This window comes from Synechococcus sp. RedBA-s, assembly GCF_024345495.1.
In the GTDB taxonomy this organism is placed as follows: Bacteria; Cyanobacteriota; Cyanobacteriia; order PCC-6307; family Cyanobiaceae; genus Regnicoccus_A.
Map to the genome: position 1 here is coordinate 13,286 of NZ_JAGQBF010000029.1, position 17,858 is coordinate 31,143.

Sequence of the window (17,858 nt, forward strand, 5' to 3'; positions counted from 1 at the left end):
ACGGCCATCAGCAATCCTGATCAGAATCAGGAACCCGCATCATTGCAAGAAATAGAGCCATCAGACGCTTTGCAATCTGGTTTGTGACCAGATCCTGCCAAAGCCAATTGTTGCTCCTACATTTAAACTTACCCGTCTTATGGAACGTTTTTACATGCGCTTCACCGTTCCTCTGGCTCTGGCCACGGCCACGGCGTTCTCTGTCAGCACTCTGCCCGTTCGGGCCTTCCCAGGCGCCAGTGTCAACCTTGTGCGCCTGAACGGCGATGGTGTTACTGCCCTTCCTGGCCTTCAGCCCCCTTCGGTTAAGGTTCCTCCTTCGGCCCCAGGAACGCTAGAGCTGATCAGCCAGGCTTCAGGCGACACCCAGACCGACCGTGACATCACGGTGTTGCCCACCGGCGCCGAAGACCTTGAGGTCCAGTACCGGGGGGCACTTCCCCAGTTCTCCGGCTCTGATTATATCTCACTTCGTAACAAGGCCACCGGGGACGAGGTGGAACGCATCTTCCTCAACTCCGATCGCGTCAGCTTCTCCAGTGATCGCAGTACCATCACGATCAATCCGGAAAGCACCATCACCCCTGGCGAGGTGATCTGTGCCCTGCTCCCCGATGGGCCCGGCACCCTTCCCACCCGCAGCACACCCTGCTGCTTCACCGTGGCCGCAGCCGCGCCCGCAGCGTATGTGGCCCCGGCCGGCAAGCCCTTCCCCTGGTGGATCATTCCCGTGGGTCTGGGTCTTGGGGTCGGCATCTGCGCCATCGCCGGCTGCTTTAACGGTGACGATGGTGGTGGTGGTGGTGGACGCGGCAGGCCCTCCCGCTGAACGCAGCACCTCCGGCTCTCTGTCCCTGGGCTGACACCAAAAGGTCAGCCCAGTTTTTATGGACCCTGCCGAGTGGATCAGAGATTGACGAGGCGACGTCGTGAACCGAGCCCAGGGTTGAATTCTGAACGTGTGTCTTGTTGATCACGTTTTTGCCCTGCTGGAGAAGGCATAATGGCGAAGCGCTTCATAGTTTTGGGACGGCGTGCATGCGCTCAGTATTTCCTCTGTCTGTTCTCTCCGCGTTCACGGTCAGTACCCTGCCGGTGCACGCGTTTCCAGGAGCTTCGGTCAATCTCGTGCGGGTGAACTCCGAAGGAGTACGGGCTTTGCCAGGCCTTGAGGCCATGGCCCCTGCTCCGCCTGAACCCACCCTGGCCAGTGATGGCCAGCTGCTCAGCCAGGCTGAGGTGAGCGATGAAGAGTCGAGGAATGTCACCTCTCTCCTCTCCGGCGACGAGGACTTCGAGATTCGCTACGCCAGTCCCCTGCCCCTCAACCTCACCGGAAACATTTCAATCCGCCGGCGCAGCGCCAATGCCGGTGATGGCTCCAACGGCGAGGAAGTGGAGTCGATCCCCCTGAATTCACCCAACGTCACCATTTCCGAGGATCGTCTCACCCTCACGATCAAGCACGAGCGCGAACTGCGCGACGGTGAGACCCTCTGTGCGCTGTTGCCTGATGGCCCCTATGCCCTGCCGCAGCGGATCACTCCCTGCTGCTTCCAGCTGGCCAAGGCGGCCACCAGCATGTCCAGAAAAACCAGCCCCTGTGGGCTCATTCCGCCTTCACCAGCCTCCGCCAATCCCTTCCCCATCTGGATTCCAATCGTCGGAATCATCCTGGGTGTCGGTGGCTGCGCCATTGCTGGCTGCTTCAACGGGGGCGGCGGCGGCGGCGGCAGCGGCAACGTGTCCCGTTGATGCTGCCGAAGGATGGTCGGCGCGTTCCTTTCTTGGTTCGCCTCTGACCATCCCGATTACACTCAATTCAGTCCGACACGCCTCTCCGCCATGGTCAGAATTCTCGCAACCGGTGCACTCGCCTGCAGCACCCTGGCAGCCCCTGCCTTCGCCGCTGATCTCGCCGACCTTCCCAGCTGCCTGAAGCCCCGCACCCTCAGTGCGGTCACCGCCACGATCACCCAGGCCAGCGTGATCAAGGATCCCCTCGTAGCCCAGGGATTCAGGACGTCTGATCCAGCCTGCACCTATCAGGTGGCCCGGCCTCAGCCCGTGTTCCAGGAAGTTCCCGTGCGCGGCCTCTGGTGATCAGCTGATCGCAGGGTCGGAGCCACGACCCCTTACGGTGACTTCATCTCCTGATGGCCAGCCTTGACCCTGCGGCTCACCAACACCCTCACCAAACGCACTGAACCCTTTCAACCCAGGGTGCCCGGTGAGGTTTCGATTTATTGCTGCGGAGTCACGGTCTACGACCTCTGCCACCTCGGCCATGCCCGAAGTTACATCGTCTGGGATGTACTGCGACGGTATCTGATCTGGCGGGGTTTCCGTGTCACCTTCGTTCAGAACATCACCGACATCGACGATAAGATTCTCAAGCGTGCCGCCGAAGAGGGCAGCTCGATGGAGGCGGTGAGCGAACGCAACATCACGGCCTTCCGTGATGATATGGACTCCCTGAACATTCTTCCTCCTGACAGAGTCCCCCGCGCCACCCGATGCCTTGATGGCATCCGCGACATGATCGCTGAATTGGAAGCCTCAGGTGCCGCCTATTCCGCCGACGGGGATGTCTATTTCGCAGTGATCGGCCGGCCCGATTACGGCAAACTCAGCGGACGCACTCTCAGCGATCAACAGGAGGGAGCCAGCGGCAGGCTCAACAGCGACGAGGAATCCCGTAAACGCCATCCCTTTGATTTCGCCCTCTGGAAAGGGGTCAAACCTGGAGAGCCAAGCTTCCCCTCCCCGTGGGGTCCGGGGCGCCCGGGATGGCATATCGAATGCTCGGCGATGGTGAGGCAGGAACTGGGCACCACCATCGACATTCACCTGGGGGGATCGGACCTGATCTTTCCCCACCATGAGAATGAAATTGCCCAGTCGGAAGCGGCTAACGGGGAACCCCTGGCGCGCTACTGGCTGCATAACGGCATGGTCAATGTTGACGGGGAGAAGATGTCGAAATCCCTCGGCAACTTCACCACGATTCGTGCCTTACTGGCCAGTGGGGTATCAGCGATGACCCTGCGCCTGTTCGTGCTCCAGGCCCACTACCGCAAACCCCTCGATTTCAGCCGCGACGCCCTCGACGCAGCAGCCACCGGTTGGCACGGGCTCAACGAAGCCCTCGGGCTGGGCCTGAACACCACCTTCAGCGCGGCACTGGGTTGGGCGGAAGTGGCCGCTGCGACCCAACCCGCCCCTGGCCAAGACGCGGGGCTGGAGACCAGCCGCCAGGGATTCATCGAGGCCCTCGACGACGATCTCAACACCTCCGCCGCGCTGGCGGTGCTGTTCGAGCTCGCCCGTCCCCTGCGGGCCCTGGCCCGGCGGCTCGAGCGTGGATCAGAGGCCAGCGGCGAGGATCGTTCCTTGCACGCCCGTTGGCTGTTGCTGCAGGACCTCAGCGGCGTCCTGGGCCTACAGACGGAGTCTCTCTGCAGCAGCAAAGCCAAAGCGGGTGCCGGGCCGGAGGAGGCCGAGATCCAATCCCTGATCAGCGAGCGCCTGGCTGCCCGCCAGCAGAAGCTCTACCCCGAGGCCGATGCCATCCGCGACCGGCTGCGCTCCGAAGGCATCGAGTTGATCGATCGCCCCGATGGCACCACCGAGTGGATCCGGCGCTGACTTCAGCGCTGTTCATCGGCCGGCGGGGGCGCCACGGGAGCTCGATCCTTCATCAGCGTTTCGATCCGGCGGATCCGCACCCGGGTGGTCTCCCACACCTCCAGCCTGAAGCCGTCTTCGCCAACCGATGGGGTGGCTGCGGCGGCCCCAGCCAGCGAGGCGCGCAACTGCTCCACCATCGCCTCGATGTCGTCGCCCGCCTCAAAGGCATCCCAGAGCTCGCGCTCCAGCCGCGCCCGCTCGATGAAGTTCCAACGCTTGAGCCAGAGCATCGCGGCCGCCAGGAGTGAAGAGCACCAGCTCAGCCAGTGTGCACGAGCCGCTGGGATGGATGGGAGACTGGCGCCCAACGGAGGGAAGGCCTCGTGAAAGCGATCAGCGTGCTCGGCTCCACAGGGTCGATCGGCACCCAGACCCTGGCGATCGTGGAGGAGTTCCCCCAGCGCTTCCGCGTGGTAGCGCTCACCGCCGGCCGCAACCTTGACCTGCTGGTGGATCAGATCCGCCGCCATGGCCCCGAGGTGGTGGCCCTGGCCGACGCCGAGGCCCTGCCCGAGTTGCGCCGCCGCCTGGAGGCGCTGGAGCCCGCCCAGCGTCCAGCGCGACAGCCGGAGCTGCTGGGGGGAAGTGAGGGGCTCTGCGCCGCCGCCGCCTGGGGCAGCGCTGATCTGGTGGTGACCGGCATCGTCGGCTGCGCCGGCCTGCTGCCCACCCTCGCCGCGATCAAAGCCGGCAAAGACCTGGCCCTGGCCAACAAGGAAACCCTGATCGCCGCCGGGCCTGTGGTGCTGCCGGCCCTCAAGGCCAGCGGCAGCCGCCTGCTGCCCGCCGACTCCGAGCACTCCGCCCTGTTCCAGTGCCTGCAGGGCACCCCCTGGGCCGACACCGCCCGCCTCTCCACCGGCGTGCCCACCCCCGGCCTGCGCCGCATCCAGCTCACCGCCTCGGGCGGCGCCTTCCGCGACTGGCCCGCCGCTGATCTGGCCAAGGCCACCGTGGCCGATGCCACCAGCCATCCCAACTGGAGCATGGGTCGCAAGATCACGGTGGATTCAGCCACCTTGATGAACAAGGGGCTGGAGGTGATCGAAGCCCACTACCTCTTCGGGCTCGACTACGACCACATCGAGATCGTCATCCACCCCCAGAGCATCATCCACTCGATGGTGGAGTTGGCCGACAGCTCGGTGCTGGCCCAGCTGGGCTGGCCCGACATGCGCCTGCCGCTGCTCTACTGCCTCAGCTGGCCCGAGCGCCTTGAAACCCCCTGGCGGCGCCTGGATCTCACCGAGGTGGGGCAGCTCAGCTTCCGTGCCCCCGACGAGCAGAAATACCCCTGCATGGGCCTGGCCTACGCCGCCGGCCGTGCCGGCGGCACCATGCCGGCGGTGCTCAACGCCGCCAACGAACAGGCCGTGGCCCTCTTCCTCGAGGAGCGCATCTCCTTCCTCGACATTCCCCTCCTGATCGAGTCGGTCTGTGAGCGCCACGGCGCCGACCTGCGCCAGGACCCCAGCCTCGAGGACGTGCTGGCCATCGACGCCTGGGCCCGCCTAGCCACCAGCGAGCTGGCCGCCACCGCCTCGCCTGCTCTGCTCACGGCATGAAGTTCCAGCCGTGAAGGTTCAGCACCACCTGCTGCTCTGCGCCACCCCCAGCAAGCCCCTCTGCGGCGACCCGCAGCTGGGGGCCGCCAGCTGGTCCCGGCTCAAGCAGCTGATCAAGGAGCGCGGCCTGGAGCGGCCCGATCGCCCCGAAGGAGTGGTGCTGCGCACCAAGGCCGACTGCCTGCGCATCTGCGCCGGTGGACCGATCTTGCTGATCTGGCCGGAGGGGATCGCCTACGGAGGCGTCAGCCCCGAGCGCATCGAGCGCATCGTGGAGGATCACCTGATCGGTGGCCGCCCGATCGAGGAGTGGATCGTGGCTCAGCACACGCTGCTGCCCAGCCGCTGCTCCAACCAGCGCAACACCAGCTGATCCGACCAGCACCCCCCCGGGGCGTGGAAGCCGTTGTGGCCACCACCCGGGCTGAGCAGCACCTCCAAGCGCCGGTGTTCCTGGCGGTGAGGCTCCAACCCCAGCGCCCGGGCGCCGGCGGCTGGAACCCAGGGATCATCCAGGGCCTGCAGGATCAGCGTGGGGGGCAGGGGTGGCTGAGTGGGTGGCGGCTCCAGCAGCCGCGGCAGGGGACTGGCCTGGCGGTAGTAGGCGTCCACATCGGCGTAGCCCCAGCGCGGTGCCGTGATCAGGGCGTCGAACTCGCGAATGCTGGCCACCCGCCGCAGGCGCTCGCTCAGCGCCCCATCGGGCCGGGGGACATCGTTGAGGGTCTGCTGGCGCAGGCGCTCCAGCAGCCAGCGCTCGTAGAGGCGGTTGCGCGGGCTGGAGATGGTGGCCGAGCAGTGGGCCAGATCCAGTGGACTGCTCACCAGCGCCAGCCCCTCCAGCCGGACCACCCCATCGAGCACGGCATTGAGCAGCACCGTGCCGCCCAGGGACAGCCCCACCGCCAGCAGCGGCCCGCCCGCCGCCAGCTGCCGCGCCCGCTCCAGCGCCGGTGCCAGGTCCGTGCTGCAGCGGGCGGCGTAGGTGCCCGTGGCCAGGGCCCGGCCCTCACCGGCCCCACGCATGTTCAGGCGCAGCACCGAAAATCCGGCCCGGTTCAGGCACCAGCCCAGCCGCCGCACCCCCTCGGCCTGGCTGGAGCCGCCGAGGCCGTGCAGGAGCAGCACCAGGCCCTTCGGCGGGCCCACAGGCACCCCTTCAGCAGCGGCCGGCGGATCGAGCCGGGCCAGCAGGGAGCCGCCCTCCCCCTGGCTGGAGGGTCCCAATGGCAGTTCCAGTGCCGTGCTCTGGCGATCGGGCAGCGAATCCGGCCGCAGCGTGTCGCGCAGGGTCTGGAGATCAGCGCCCCACCAGGGCGGCCGGGGGCGGAACGGCTGCAGCCCCAGGTGCTCCAGCAGCTCCGCCGAGGTGGAGTCAGGCTCAGGTCGCTGCAACCGGACGCTCACACCGCCTGGGGCTGAAGGGCCAGCCATTGGGCCAGGGAGATCGGCTCCACCCCGGCGCCACTGGTGACCTCGATGATCCGCCCGATCGAAGCCGGTGAATCAAGCGCCTCCAGGCAGACCCGGGCCACCAGACGGCGGGGAATGCTGTTGCTCTCCTGCTGATCAGGTCCGCTGAAGCGGATGCCCTGGACCTCCAGCTGCTCTTCCGTTTCGCTGAGGCCACCTGGGCGCACCACAGTCCAATCGAGGCCGCTGGCCTCCAGCCAGCGCTCCCCCAGCCGCTTCCACACCAGGATCAGCCCGAAGAGGTTGAGGGGGTGCAACCAGCGGCCACTGCAGAGGGAGCTCACCAGCACCACCCGCTTCACACCAGCGGCCGTGCAGGCGGCGCACTGCTGGCGGATCGCCAGGGCATCCACCTTCAAGGGGCCCGCCAGATCCACCGAGGGGCGGGCACCGGTGGCGATCACCAGGGCCTCGACCCCCGTCAGGGCCTGCTCCAGGGCCGCTTGATCCCCCAACTCCAGACGGATCAGCTCCGCTCCCTGCAGCCCCGCGGGAACCTCCGAGCCGGGGCGCAGCAGCGCCTTGACGCGGTAGCCCCGGGCCAGGGCCTCCTGGACGACGCGCCAGCCGGTTTTGCCGGAGGCTCCGCTTACGGCCAGGGTGCTCGAAGACTCAGAAGGCACGGTGTTCAGAAGAGCGGCATCAGCTCCTGTTCTAGGCAGCGGGCCAGGGGGAAGTCGCCCTGATGGCGCAACTCACGCACCCGCAGGATCAGCGGGTCGATGTCACACATCTGGCTGTAGCAGTCCTCCAGGTGGTCATGGAAACCAGGCTGGGAGCGGCTGATGGAAGAGGGGTTGTCCAACTGTGATGGCGGCGGTGCCAGAGGCAGGCGAGGCAGGGTCCTGCCGGGAAGGTAAGGGGGCTGGCGGCGGAAACCCTGGTGACAAACACTCATTGTCGGGCCGCAGCACGCACAATGACGCCACCCCAGCCGGCGCCGCTGCCATGGACACCGACGCCCACGGCCGAGGCCGAGGCCTGCAGCTGCGCCCTCGCCAATGGCAGACGCAGCTGATCAACCTGCTGCGCCGACGCCTGGTGGTGCCCGGCAACCTGGGCAACGACGTGCTGGTGCATGCCGGACCCGGCGCCGGCAAAACCTTCGGGGCCCTGCTGGGCTTCCAGTCGCTGCTGCGGGAGGGCCGGCTGGCCCATCTGCTGGTGTTCTGCCACCGCAGTTCGATCGCCGCCCAGTGGCGTGCCTCGGCCGCTCAGCTGGGGCTGGAGTTGCGCGAATGGGATCCCACCCAGCCACCCGAAGGCGGCCAGGGGCTGCTGCTCAGCTACCAGAGCGCCGCCCGGCACCGGCAGCGGCTGCAGCAGGAGCTGGGAAGCCTGCTGCCCGGGCCCACCCTCAGCGTGGCCGATGAGGTGCATCACCTCGGCCTGGATCCCGAGGAGCCCGAGGCCACCGCCTGGGGCCATGCCTTCAGCGAGCTCAGCCGGGGTCATGCCCTGCGCCTGGGCCTGAGTGGCACCCCCTTCCGCGCCGACAACCTGGCCTTCTGCGCCGCCAGGCGCGTGCCCCGCCACCAGGGCGGGGTGCTGGTGGAGCAGATCGAGCCCGACCTGAGCGTGGAGCCCCGCCAGCTGATCGTGGCTGGCGATGTCAGGCCGCTGGAGTTCCGCTTCCAGGACGGCTGGGTGGACCACGGCCATAGCGAAGGGGAGCGACAGAGCGAACTGGAGCGATCCCCCCTGTCGCTGGAAAGCCGCGAGAGCTGGCGGGCCCGCAACCTGCGCCGCGCCATCCGCCCCGGTGACCCCAGCAGCATTGCCCTGCAGGTGCTTCTCAACGCCCGCCAGCGCCTGGCCAGGCTGCGCCGCGACGACCATCCAGAAGCCGGTGGGCTGGTGATCGCGCGCGACATCGCCCATGCCCGCGGCCTCAGCGGTCTGCTGGAGGAGCAGGGGGACCGGGTGCGGCTGGTGCACTCCCAGGATCCCGACGCGGCCGCGCATCTCTCGGCCTTCCGGGCCGGGGAGGCCGACTGGCTGGTGAGCATCGACATGTGCGCCGAGGGCTTTGATGCTCCACGGCTGCGGGTGGTGGCCTACCTCAGCACCGTGGTAACCCGCAGTCGCTTCCTGCAGGCGATCACCCGGGCGGTGCGCGTGGATCCCGCCCGGGCGGCGCTGGAGCCCGTGCCCCGCCATTCCTCCTATGTGTATGCCCCGGCCGACCCGCTGCTGATGAGGTATGCCCGCAGCTGGTCGGTGGCGGAGGCCTACGTGATCAGGCCCAAGCCCCTGCCGGACGGCGCGCTGGGGGCAGCTGGAGGCGGGGCTGGGAGCCAGCTGCCGCTGGAGGCCCTGGGCGATGGGGCGGGGGAGGTGATCCGTCTGCGAGGCCCCCAATTGCCAGGCTTTCTTGACAGACGAAGCTCCTGAACGCCCCTGGCGCAACCCCCTCTCCAGTGGCGCTGGTTACAGCACAACAACGACGCCAGTGCAAACATCTTCAAACCAACACCACATGTGGCCCAAGGGCCATCCAGCCTGGTGCACACCTGGAGATGGATCATGACCAAGGCCTCTCCCCATCGCCGCCTCACCGCTCTGGTGAGCTGGGCCATGGCCCGCATCGCCGAACTCGATCGCCTGGAGCGCTACGAGGACAGCTTTGCTCTCACCGAGGAATTCCGAGAGTGGATCCTCGGCCTCGACCACCAGCCCGAGCGGCTCGACACCCTGCTGACGCCACAAAAGCTTGGGCTCGGCGCCCTCGACCGAACGGACTAGGCGGCAGCGGGACCGGGCGCAGCCACGGACCCGCGCCCAGTGATCTAAGCTCAACTCATAGTCAGTCCGCATTAGATCCGAATGAGCGTGTCCTCAGACCCCAGGGGCGACGACAGCGCGGTGGAGAATCTGGTGATCGTGGGCTCCGGCCCTGCCGGATACACCGCCGCCATCTATGCGGCCCGCGCCAACCTCAATCCCCTGCTGATCACCGGCTTCCAGGACGGGGGCATCCCCGGCGGCCAGCTGATGACCACCACCCACGTGGAGAACTTCCCCGGTTTTCCCGATGGCATCCTCGGCCCCGACCTGATGGACCGCATGAAGGCCCAGGCTGTGCGCTGGGGCACCCGCCTGCTGGAGGCCGATGCCGAGGCGATCGATCTCTCCGAGCGCCCCTACCGGATCACGGCCGAGGGGCAGACGATCCGCACCCAATCGGTGATCCTGGCCACCGGCGCCAGCGCCAACCGTCTCGGCCTTCCCCATGAGGATCAGTTCTGGAGCCAGGGCATCAGCGCCTGCGCCATCTGCGATGGGGCCACCCCCCAGTTTCGCAATGAACAGCTGGCGGTGGTCGGCGGCGGCGATTCCGCCTGTGAGGAGGCGGTGTATCTCACCAAATACGGCAGCCACGTGCATCTGATCGTGCGCCGCGAGAGCCTGCGGGCCAGCGGTGCCATGGCCGATCGGGTGCTGGCCAACCCCGCCATCACCGTGCACTGGCAGCGGGAGGTGGCCGATGTTTCGGGGAACGGCTGGCTGGAGGCCCTCACCCTGCGCAATCCCGACGACGGCAGCAGCGAAGAGCTGCCGGTGCGGGGCCTGTTCTATGCCATCGGCCACACACCCAACACCCGGCTGGTGCGCGATCAACTGGCCCTCGATAACAAGGGCTATCTCGTGGTCAATCCGGGGCAGCCCGACACCAGCCTCGAAGGGGTCTTCGCCGCCGGTGATGTGGCCGACGCCCAGTGGCGCCAGGGGGTCACGGCCGCCGGCAGCGGCTGCCAGGCCGCCCTGGCCGCCGAGCGCTGGCTCAGCCACCACGGCCTGGCCACCACGGTGCAACGCACCAACGTGGAGCCAGAGCCCAGTGGCGAGCCCGTGCACACCGCCGTGAGCGACGAGACCAACTACGACCCTGTGGCCCTCTGGCAGAAGGGCGGCTTCGCCCTGCGCAAGCTCTATCACGACAGCGACAAGCCCCTGCTGGTGGTGTACACCTCCCCCAGCTGCGGCCCCTGCCACGTGCTCAAGCCCCAGCTCAAGCGGGTGCTTCAGGAGCTCGGCGGTGCCGCCCAGGGGGTGGAGATCGACATCGAGGCCGAGCAGGAGATCGCCAGCCAGGCCGGTGTCAACGGCACACCCACCGTGCAGCTCTTCCACGCCAAGCAGCTGGCTCAGCAGTGGCGCGGGGTGAAGCAGCGCAGCGAATTCAAGGCCGCGATCGAAGCCCTTCTGCCCGTGCCGGTGGCCTGAGCCGAAGCCAGAACCGGAGCAAAAACCTGAACCGGCCTGCGTTCAGCGCCGCCTCGGGCCGCCCGGACGGTTGCCCCCGGGCCTGGGGCCGGTGGCTCCGGCGTTGCGTTCCCGATAGGTGATCCGGCCGCGGGTGAGGTCGTAGGGGCTGATCTCGACAAGCACCTTGTCGCCGGCGAGAAGCTTGATGCGGAACTTGGTGAGCTTGCCGGCGGCACGGCAGAGGCACTGGTGCCCGGAGGGCTGATCGAGGGTGACCAGGTAGAACCCGTTCCCCTGTTCCTTCTCGATCACTCCCGAGGTTTCGATCATGCGCTGCCGTGGCTCGATGCAAAGGTGGTTCCACCTTAAATTGGCACCCTGCTGGCCAGCCCCGGCCCAGGCGCCGGCCCCAACAGCAGCCCTAGGGTCAACGACGTTGCCGGCTTCCGCCTTGGTCGTTCCACCCCTGACCCTTGATCTGGGCCTGTTGCTGATTTCCATTGGGGTGGTCAATCTCTGGAAAGCCCGCCGCAGCAATGGCGGCTTCTGACGCGGCCACCGGGGGCGAGCGCCACCCCACCACCCTGCTGCTGCATAAGCCCTACGGGGTGCTGAGCCAGTTCAGCCCCGAACCTCTCAGCCCCTGGTCGACCCTGGCACCCCTGGTGCCCGTGCCCGGCGTCTACGCCGCCGGCCGCCTCGATGCCGACAGCGAGGGTCTGCTGCTGCTCACCAGCGATGGGGCGCTGCAGCAACGGCTCACCGATCCCCGCTTCGGCCACTGGCGCCGCTACTGGGTGCAGGTGGAGGGAAGCCCCAGCGAAGCGGCCCTGCAGCAGCTGCGCGACGGGGTGATGGTGCAGGGCCGCCCCACACTGGCCGCCCAGGCCAGCGCCCTGGCGGATCCCGGCCTGGCCGAGCGGGTGCCGCCGATTCGCCAGCGCCGCTCGATCCCCACCGCCTGGCTGGAGCTGGGATTGCGGGAGGGGCGCAACCGCCAGGTGCGGCGCATGACCGCGGCTGTGGGGCTGCCCACCCTGCGGCTGCTACGGGTCGCGATCGACCTGATGGATGGAGGGCCACCTCTCAGCCTCGAGGGGCTGGCGCCCGGCCAGTGGCGGCCGTTGAACAGCGCTGAGCAGCAGCGCCTAAGCCGGCTGCTTTACGGGCGCGGCGGCCGGCTCAGCCAATGACCTGCTGAAGTTCGCGCACGGTCTGGAGCTGGCCGTAGTAATAGTTCGCGCGGGCACGCCGGTCGGCCTCTTCGAGGCTGTCGAGGGCATCAAATCCCAGGGTCATCCAGAGCTCATGGCCGCAGGCCCGGTTCAGCTCAGCGGTGGCTTCCTGCTCAAGGTTGGCGAGACGGCGCTGCAGGTTCTTGATCTGGGCAATGGACATGGACGGGCCAGCACAATCAGAGAATGGTACAAAAGAACTGCTGAGCGATCAGAATGGCAGCTTCTTCTTGTTCTCCTTGTCGAGGTCGGCATCCAGTTCGCGCAATCGGCGCAGGATCGTGTCGTAATACTCCTTGAGGTAATCCTCCAGGTGGGTGGTCTCCCCGGCCTCCAGGCCAAAGGCCTCGTAGCTGGCCTCCATCGGGGCATCGAGGGGTTGACCGCCGCCGGTGACCTCGGCAAAGGCCAGCCGCTCCGCCACATTCACCCCCGGCTCGAAGAACGACGCCAAACCCTGCATCACGCGGATCAGCACAGGCCTCACCCGGAACACCCGGGCCGGCTTGCCGCTGTAGCGCTCACAGAGCTGGGTGACCTCGCCGGTGTTCCAGGCCTTGGGCCCCACCACCGGGAAGGCCTCGCGCACCGTGGCGGGCTGACCCAGGGCCGCCACCGCGAAGCGGGCCACGTCCTGGGTGTTCATGTAGGCGATCGGTGTGGGGGTACCGCTCACCCACACGGTCTGGCTCTCCAGCACCGGAATGGCGAACTGGCCGATCACCCCCTGCATGAAGGCCACGCAGCGCAGGATCGTGTAATCCAGCCCTGAGCTGATCAGCAGCTGCTCGGTGCAGTACTTGATGTCCATCAGCGGCACCTCGCGGTGGCGCTCCGCCCCCAGCAACGAGACAAAAACGAAACGCTTGACATCAGCCTGCTCACAGGCCCTCAGCAGGTTGAGCTTGCCGTCCCAGTCGATCGTGTAGATGCCGGCGCTGTCGGTGGGGCGAGCCGTTGCCGCATCGATCACCGCGTCCTGCCCCTCCAGGGCATAGGCCAAGCTTTCGGGTTCCAGCAGATCACCGCGGGTGAGCTCACAGCCCCACTCCTGCAGGAAGGCCGCCTTGCGAGGGGAGCGCACCATGCAGCGCACTTGGTGGCCCTGATCGAGGGCACGGCGGGCAATCTGGCGACCAAGGGTGCCGGTACCGCCGACGACCAGAACCTGCATGAAGCGCCCGAACAGGAGGGGCTGAGCCTAGAGGTGCACCCGACTTCAGCGCGCCCGAGGCTCAGTCTTTCTGCAGTTTGAGCAGCAGGGCTCCGCCCACCAGCCCGACAGGGATCAGCACCCAGAAGATCGCTGCGGTGAAGAAGATTTCCGAGGCCATGGGGCAGGCGAGAACGACTACCTATCTAGCCTCCCATCCCCCGTGGCGGCCAGCTCCAGCACCACCTCCCAGGGCGCTGAGCTGCGCAACTGGCCCGGCATCACCCCGCTGACGCTCGCGCTCCAGCCCGCTCGGCGCAAGCGCTCCAGCAGCGGCCGCAGGCGCAGGGTGCCAGCGGGCAACTGGCGGGCGATCTGGGCCATCGGCCAGACCCGGGCGCCCTCGCCGTCGTCGGCCACCAGTTGGGCCAGCAGCCGCCGGCTCTGCTCAGCCACAGGGGCCTCAGCAGCGCCACCGCTGGCGCCGTCGGTGGCCCCAGCGGTGGCCAGGGCCGAGAGTTCGCCCAGCCAGTCGGGATCCTGGAGCGGGCCGATCCAGAGCGGACCACTCACCGCCAGGGGCGGCGGGGCGCTGCAGCGGCAGGCCTGCCAGCCCCGCAGGCGCCTGAGGCTCTGCACCTGCTGATCGCCGCAGCCGTGGCAGTGGGCCAGCAGACCGAGCTGGTCTTCCTCCAGGGCCGCGGGGCTGCGCGACACCTGCACCGCCGTGCGGAAGGTGCGGCCATCGCTGAAGTTGAGCAGGGGCTGAAGGCCTCGGCCCAGGCACCAGGCGGCGCGGGCCACCACCCCGAGCTGGAGGCGCAGGGCCAGCTCCCAGCTGGCGGGATGGGCCCGGGCCGCTGCTCCGAGCGAGCGCAGGGCGGACACCCGGTCGTGGCCGGTGGGGGAGCGGCCATCGCTGCTGGCCAGGTAGAGCACCCCGCCGAAGCGCACGGCCTCCAGGGCCAGGGGCAGCAAGGCCGTGGGGCAGCCGAAGGCGTCGAGATCCACCAGCTCAAAGCGCTGATCCCGCAGCAGGCAGTCGGCCAGCAGTTTCTGGGCGGTGAGGGCACTCAGCCGCAGCTCGAGGCGATCGGCCAAGGGCTCCAGGTTGAGGCGCAGCAGCGGCAGCCGATCCGGATCGGCGTCATTGGCCCAGACCGCCGCCGCACCGGCCTCAAGGCCATAGCGCAGAGAGCGCACACCGCAGCCCGCCATCAGATCCAGCACCCGCAGGGTCCCCTGAGCCGCCAGCCGCCGGGCCAGCAGCACCCCGAGATCCCTGGCCGGGCGCGAGTCGGGGCGGAAAAACCCCGGCCCCAGCCGCAGCTGGGCCGCGCCTTCGCAATAGTGAGGGTCGTACGGCGTGGCTCCGGCTCCGGTGATCACAGCTCCAGCCCAGCCTGTCGCAGGGGATGGCATCGACTGGGGCCTGCACGGCACCTGGCACTGGCGCGGCCTGGCCTGCCACTGGCGCGTGCTCGGTGACCCCGCACAGCCGCCGCTGCTGCTGCTGCATGGCTTCGCCGCCAGCAGTGGCCACTGGCGCCACAACGTGGCCGGGCTGGTGGCGGCGGGCTGGTGCGTCTATGCCCTCGATCTGATCGGTTTCGGCGCCTCCGACCAGCCGGCCCTGCCCCTCGACAACCGGCTCTGGGCGCGCCAGAGCGCCGCTTTTCTGCAGCAGGTGGTGCAACGACCCGCCGTGCTGCTGGGCCACTCCCTCGGCGGGCTGGTGGCCCTGACCACGGCGGTGTTCAGCCCGCAGTGGGTGCGGGCGGTGGCGGCGGTGCCCCTGCCTGATCCCAGCCTGGTGATGGCCGTACCGCGGCGGCGCCCCCCCTGGCGACGACGGCTGCAACGGCTGCTGGTTCAGCTGCTCTGCCGGCTGCTGCCCCTGGAGCTGCTGGTGCCCCTGATCGCCCGCACCCCCCTGCTGGATCTGGGCCTGCAGTCGGCCTACAACCAGCCGGTGATCGGCGACGGGGAACTGCGCCGGCTGTTCGCCCGCCCGGCCCGCCGGCCCACCGCCGCCTGGTCCCTGAGGGGCATGAGCATCGGCATGGCCCTGCGCCCCAGGGGTGCCACCGCCGAGGCGCTGCTGGCACGCCTGGTGCAACCGCTGCTATTGATCTGGGGGGAAGCCGACCGCCTGGTGCCGATCGAGGTGGGGGAGCTGATCGCGCGCCTCAGGCCGGATCTGCGCCTGGAGCGGCTCGAGGGGGTGGGCCATTGCCCCCACGACGAGGCTCCCGAAGCCTTCGAGGCGCTGCTGCTCAGCTGGCTGGAGGGGCTGCAGACGGAGCCGCAGAAGGCCGGCACGTAATTTGGGGCCTTAATGCCCCGTTGAGCGCCGCCCCGGCCATGAAACACACCCTCTCGGTGCTGGTGCAGGACGAATCCGGCGCCCTCAGCCGCATTTCCGGACTGTTCGCCCGCCGGGGCTTCAACATCGAAAGCCTGGCGGTGGGACCGGCCGAGCAGCGTGGCCATTCCCGGCTGACGATGGTGGTGGAGGGTGACGATCACACTCTCGAGCAGATGACCAAGCAGCTCAACAAGCTGATCAACGTGCTCAACGTGATCGATCTCACCTGCATCCCCGCGGTGGAGCGGGAGCTGATGCTGCTCAAGGTGGCGGCACCGCCGGAGAACCGAGCGGCGATCCTCGATCTGGTGGAAGTGTTCCGCGCCAAGGTGGTGGATGTGGCCGACAACGCCCTGATCCTGGAGGTGGTGGGCGATCCGGGCAAACTCGTGGCCCTCGAGCAGATTCTCGAGAGCTACGGAATCCTGGAGATCGCCCGCACCGGCAAGGTGGCCCTGGAGCGAGCCTCCGGCGTCAACACCGCCTTCCTCAAGGTCACCGCTTCCGATAAGCGAGTCCCTGCCTGAGGGCGCCCAGGCTGAGGGTGCCTGGGCTGAGCCTCGCTCAGGGCTTGTCCTTCACCTGGGCTTCGCCCTGGAGCATGGTGGCCTTGATCAGCCGGTCGCCCTGCTTGATCTGGTCAACAACCTCCATCCCCTTCACCACCCGGCCAAAGACCGCGTAGCGGCCATCGAGCTCGGGCAGGGGCTTGAGCGCGATGTAGAACTGCGCGCTGGCGGAATTGGGATCAGCCGAGCGGGCCATGGCCAGGGCTCCTCGGTCGTGCCTGAGAGCCAGTTTGGCGGTCTCGGCGGGATTCACCAACTCGGTGCCATAGCGCGGCTCAGCCTCCCCTTTCACGCCCAGCTCCAGGGGGATCAACCGGGGCTGATCGGTGGCTGGATCCACGAAGCTGCCGGTGCCGTAGGCGGTGACCGGCACCTTCGGGTCGGCGCTCTGGGGATCACCCCCCTGCACCACAAATGGGGTGGGCTCGTTCACCACCCGATGGAACACCGTGTTGTCGTAGGCGCCGCGGCGCACCAGATCAACGAAGTTTCCGGCCGTGAGCGGTGCGGCATCGCCGCTGATCTCCAGTTGCACATCCCCGCGACTGGTCTTCAGCGACACCAGGGCCGGACCATTCAGGCAGGGGGTGCTGGAGGCCGAGCAACCCAGGGGGCTTTTGGGGGCATCGGCGGCACAGGCCGCCAGCCCCAAGGGAGTGAGCAGGAGCAGGCCCACCAGCAGCAGGCGGCTCAGGCGGATCGTCATTAGCTCAGACTCCTTCCAGGGGAACTTTGAGAAAACGGGCCAGTTCGGCGCCACTGCGCTCGAGCTCGGCCAGGGGCAGCGGTTCACCGACGCGGGTCAGGGGCAGGTCACGGCGGCCCTGCAGGCGCAGGGACAGGCGGCGGCGGGGATTGAGGCCATCGCGCACGTCCACCTTCACAGCCAGGATTTCCCGCAGAGGAATGTCCAACTCGATCTTTTGACGGAAGCCCCGCCGGGTGATGGTGGCCTTGCTGCTGTCCTGATCGAAACGGTTGCTGCCGGCGCCCACATCAAGGGTGATCACCGACCAGAGGTAGGTGGCCAGCAAGACGCCGGCGATGCCGTAGGCGCCCATCACCAATCCCTGGGGAACCCACTCCAGCTCAGCTGGATGGCCCAGGGGCAGTAGGTCGCGGCCAAGTCGGCTGGAGAGGCTGGTGAGCAGGAAGCCGATCCCGCCGGCGGTGACCGCTGAGGCCACCAGATAGTTGGAAAGGCGGCGGGAGCCCTGCACCGGCTGCTCGAGCAGGGAAGGGCGGCTGGCGGAGGCGCCGTTGGCCATGGAGTCGGCGGGGAGGCGGTGAACCGTCATCTTGGACGGCGGCGGGCAAGGGCATTTGGAAGAAATACCTAGAAACCCAGCCGAGACAGGCGATGTCAGCCCGTTGCGGGGGTGCTCGCGCCGCCCGTGAACATTGTTACCATCGCCCGGTATCCCACAGCCAAGCGGGATTTCCGCACCGTTTCTACCCATGACGATCGCTGTAGGGCGCGCTCCTGCCGCACGGGGATGGTTCGACGTCCTCGATGACTGGCTTAAGCGTGACCGCTTTGTTTTTGTTGGTTGGTCCGGCCTGCTGCTGTTCCCCACGGCCTATCTGGCTTTGGGC

At 67.9% G+C, this 17,858-nt stretch carries 23 protein-coding genes and 1 pseudogene; 13 read left to right on the top strand and 11 right to left on the bottom strand.

Going from position 1 to position 17,858, the window contains the following annotated elements; all coding sequences use genetic code 11:
• The first annotated feature begins 139 nt into the window (after positions 1–139).
• The 4 genes from KBY67_RS11745 to cysS all read left to right on the top strand — a co-directional run bounded on the left by KBY67_RS11745 (position 140) and on the right by cysS (position 3,648).
• Positions 140–829, top strand: a complete 690-nt coding sequence (locus KBY67_RS11745; RefSeq protein ID WP_255111231.1) for a hypothetical protein — start codon at positions 140–142, stop codon at positions 827–829.
• A gap of 347 nt (positions 830–1,176) precedes the next feature.
• Positions 1,177–1,755, top strand: coding sequence for a hypothetical protein (locus tag KBY67_RS11750; RefSeq protein ID WP_255111232.1), 579 nt, complete (start codon positions 1,177–1,179; stop codon positions 1,753–1,755).
• Between the two features lie 90 nt (positions 1,756–1,845).
• Positions 1,846–2,103, top strand: a complete 258-nt coding sequence (locus KBY67_RS11755; RefSeq protein ID WP_255111233.1) for a hypothetical protein — start codon at positions 1,846–1,848, stop codon at positions 2,101–2,103.
• Between the two features lie 63 nt (positions 2,104–2,166).
• Positions 2,167–3,648 carry a cysteine--tRNA ligase gene (cysS, locus tag KBY67_RS11760; RefSeq protein WP_255111234.1) on the top strand — a complete coding sequence of 494 codons (1,482 nt, stop codon included), beginning with the start codon at positions 2,167–2,169 and terminating at the stop codon, positions 3,646–3,648.
• Between the two features lie 2 nt (positions 3,649–3,650).
• Here the strand turns inward: cysS and KBY67_RS11765 are convergent, their stop codons facing one another.
• Positions 3,651–3,920, bottom strand: a complete 270-nt coding sequence (locus KBY67_RS11765) for a hypothetical protein (RefSeq protein WP_255111235.1) — start codon at positions 3,918–3,920, stop codon at positions 3,651–3,653.
• 93 nt (positions 3,921–4,013) lie between these two features.
• On the opposite strand from KBY67_RS11765, the gene KBY67_RS11770 reads away from it, so the two are divergent.
• Together KBY67_RS11770 and KBY67_RS11775 are read left to right on the top strand one after the other, a co-directional pair.
• A complete protein-coding gene (locus KBY67_RS11770) occupies positions 4,014–5,255 on the top strand; it encodes a 1-deoxy-D-xylulose-5-phosphate reductoisomerase (protein ID WP_255111236.1) in 1,242 nt (413 codons plus the stop codon).
• A gap of 10 nt (positions 5,256–5,265) precedes the next feature.
• Positions 5,266–5,628: a ferredoxin gene (locus KBY67_RS11775; RefSeq protein WP_255111237.1), complete on the top strand. Its 363-nt coding sequence runs from the start codon at positions 5,266–5,268 to the stop codon at positions 5,626–5,628.
• Here KBY67_RS11775 and KBY67_RS11780 read toward each other — a convergent pair.
• From KBY67_RS11780 to KBY67_RS11790, 3 genes are read right to left on the bottom strand one after another with little or no spacing between them, the layout of a single operon-like run.
• Complete coding sequence (locus tag KBY67_RS11780; RefSeq protein ID WP_255111239.1) at positions 5,577–6,689, bottom strand: alpha/beta fold hydrolase; 1,113 nt, start codon at positions 6,687–6,689, stop codon at positions 5,577–5,579. The genes KBY67_RS11775 and KBY67_RS11780 overlap by 52 nt on opposite strands.
• A complete protein-coding gene (locus KBY67_RS11785) occupies positions 6,659–7,351 on the bottom strand; it encodes an SDR family oxidoreductase (protein ID WP_255111240.1) in 693 nt (230 codons plus the stop codon). Before KBY67_RS11785 ends, KBY67_RS11780 begins: the two co-directional genes overlap by 31 nt.
• A 5-nt stretch (positions 7,352–7,356) precedes the next feature.
• Entirely contained in the window at positions 7,357–7,533 is a 177-nt protein-coding gene (locus tag KBY67_RS11790) for a hypothetical protein (protein WP_255111252.1), read from the bottom strand.
• Between the two features lie 143 nt (positions 7,534–7,676).
• On the opposite strand from KBY67_RS11790, the gene KBY67_RS11795 reads away from it, so the two are divergent.
• The 3 genes from KBY67_RS11795 to trxB all read left to right on the top strand — a co-directional run bounded on the left by KBY67_RS11795 (position 7,677) and on the right by trxB (position 10,955).
• Positions 7,677–9,122, top strand: a complete 1,446-nt coding sequence (locus KBY67_RS11795) for a DEAD/DEAH box helicase (RefSeq protein ID WP_255111241.1) — start codon at positions 7,677–7,679, stop codon at positions 9,120–9,122.
• A 132-nt stretch (positions 9,123–9,254) separates the two neighbouring features.
• Entirely contained in the window at positions 9,255–9,473 is a 219-nt protein-coding gene (locus KBY67_RS11800) for a hypothetical protein (RefSeq protein ID WP_255111242.1), read from the top strand.
• An 81-nt stretch (positions 9,474–9,554) separates the two neighbouring features.
• Positions 9,555–10,955: a thioredoxin-disulfide reductase gene (gene trxB, locus KBY67_RS11805; protein WP_255111243.1), complete on the top strand. Its 1,401-nt coding sequence runs from the start codon at positions 9,555–9,557 to the stop codon at positions 10,953–10,955.
• A gap of 42 nt (positions 10,956–10,997) precedes the next feature.
• Here the strand turns inward: trxB and infA are convergent, their stop codons facing one another.
• Positions 10,998–11,267 carry a translation initiation factor IF-1 gene (gene infA / locus KBY67_RS11810; RefSeq protein ID WP_006171764.1) on the bottom strand — a complete coding sequence of 90 codons (270 nt, stop codon included), beginning with the start codon at positions 11,265–11,267 and terminating at the stop codon, positions 10,998–11,000.
• A 206-nt stretch (positions 11,268–11,473) separates the two neighbouring features.
• On the opposite strand from infA, the gene KBY67_RS11815 reads away from it, so the two are divergent.
• Positions 11,474–12,130 carry a pseudouridine synthase gene (locus KBY67_RS11815; RefSeq protein WP_255111244.1) on the top strand — a complete coding sequence of 219 codons (657 nt, stop codon included), beginning with the start codon at positions 11,474–11,476 and terminating at the stop codon, positions 12,128–12,130.
• On the opposite strand, the gene KBY67_RS11820 is transcribed toward KBY67_RS11815, so the two are convergent.
• The 4 genes from KBY67_RS11820 to KBY67_RS11835 all read right to left on the bottom strand — a co-directional run bounded on the left by KBY67_RS11820 (position 12,120) and on the right by KBY67_RS11835 (position 14,747).
• Positions 12,120–12,335 carry a hypothetical protein gene (locus tag KBY67_RS11820; protein WP_255111245.1) on the bottom strand — a complete coding sequence of 72 codons (216 nt, stop codon included), beginning with the start codon at positions 12,333–12,335 and terminating at the stop codon, positions 12,120–12,122. The genes KBY67_RS11815 and KBY67_RS11820 overlap by 11 nt on opposite strands.
• Before the next feature lie 48 nt (positions 12,336–12,383).
• Positions 12,384–13,346, bottom strand: a complete 963-nt coding sequence (locus KBY67_RS11825) for an NAD(P)H-binding protein (protein ID WP_255111246.1) — start codon at positions 13,344–13,346, stop codon at positions 12,384–12,386.
• Between the two features lie 61 nt (positions 13,347–13,407).
• Positions 13,408–13,506 (bottom strand): cytochrome b6-f complex subunit PetM, encoded by a 99-nt coding sequence (gene petM / locus KBY67_RS11830; RefSeq protein ID WP_094556680.1) that lies wholly within the window; start codon positions 13,504–13,506, stop codon positions 13,408–13,410.
• A 17-nt stretch (positions 13,507–13,523) separates the two neighbouring features.
• Complete coding sequence (locus KBY67_RS11835; protein WP_255111247.1) at positions 13,524–14,747, bottom strand: N2,N2-dimethylguanosine tRNA methyltransferase; 1,224 nt, start codon at positions 14,745–14,747, stop codon at positions 13,524–13,526.
• Here KBY67_RS11835 and KBY67_RS11840 point away from each other — a divergent pair.
• On the top strand, positions 14,707–15,651 hold the full coding sequence (locus KBY67_RS11840; RefSeq protein ID WP_255111248.1) for an alpha/beta fold hydrolase: 945 nt from the start codon (positions 14,707–14,709) through the stop codon (positions 15,649–15,651). The genes KBY67_RS11835 and KBY67_RS11840 overlap by 41 nt on opposite strands.
• A gap of 38 nt (positions 15,652–15,689) precedes the next feature.
• Entirely contained in the window at positions 15,690–16,220 is a 531-nt protein-coding gene (gene ilvN, locus KBY67_RS11845; protein ID WP_255111249.1) for an acetolactate synthase small subunit, read from the top strand.
• Positions 16,221–16,257: 37 nt separating this feature from the next.
• Here the strand turns inward: ilvN and KBY67_RS11850 are convergent, their stop codons facing one another.
• Together KBY67_RS11850 and KBY67_RS11855 are read right to left on the bottom strand one after the other, a co-directional pair.
• Positions 16,258–16,968 carry a peptidylprolyl isomerase gene (locus tag KBY67_RS11850; RefSeq protein ID WP_255111250.1) on the bottom strand — a complete coding sequence of 237 codons (711 nt, stop codon included), beginning with the start codon at positions 16,966–16,968 and terminating at the stop codon, positions 16,258–16,260.
• Between the two features lie 4 nt (positions 16,969–16,972).
• The gene (locus KBY67_RS11855; protein WP_255111251.1) at positions 16,973–17,530 is read right to left on the bottom strand and encodes a photosystem I assembly protein Ycf4; all 558 of its coding nucleotides are present in this window, start codon (positions 17,528–17,530) and stop codon (positions 16,973–16,975) included.
• A gap of 190 nt (positions 17,531–17,720) precedes the next feature.
• Here KBY67_RS11855 and KBY67_RS11860 point away from each other — a divergent pair.
• Positions 17,721–17,858, top strand: a pseudogene (locus tag KBY67_RS11860) (photosystem II D2 protein (photosystem q(a) protein)); the annotation flags it as partial.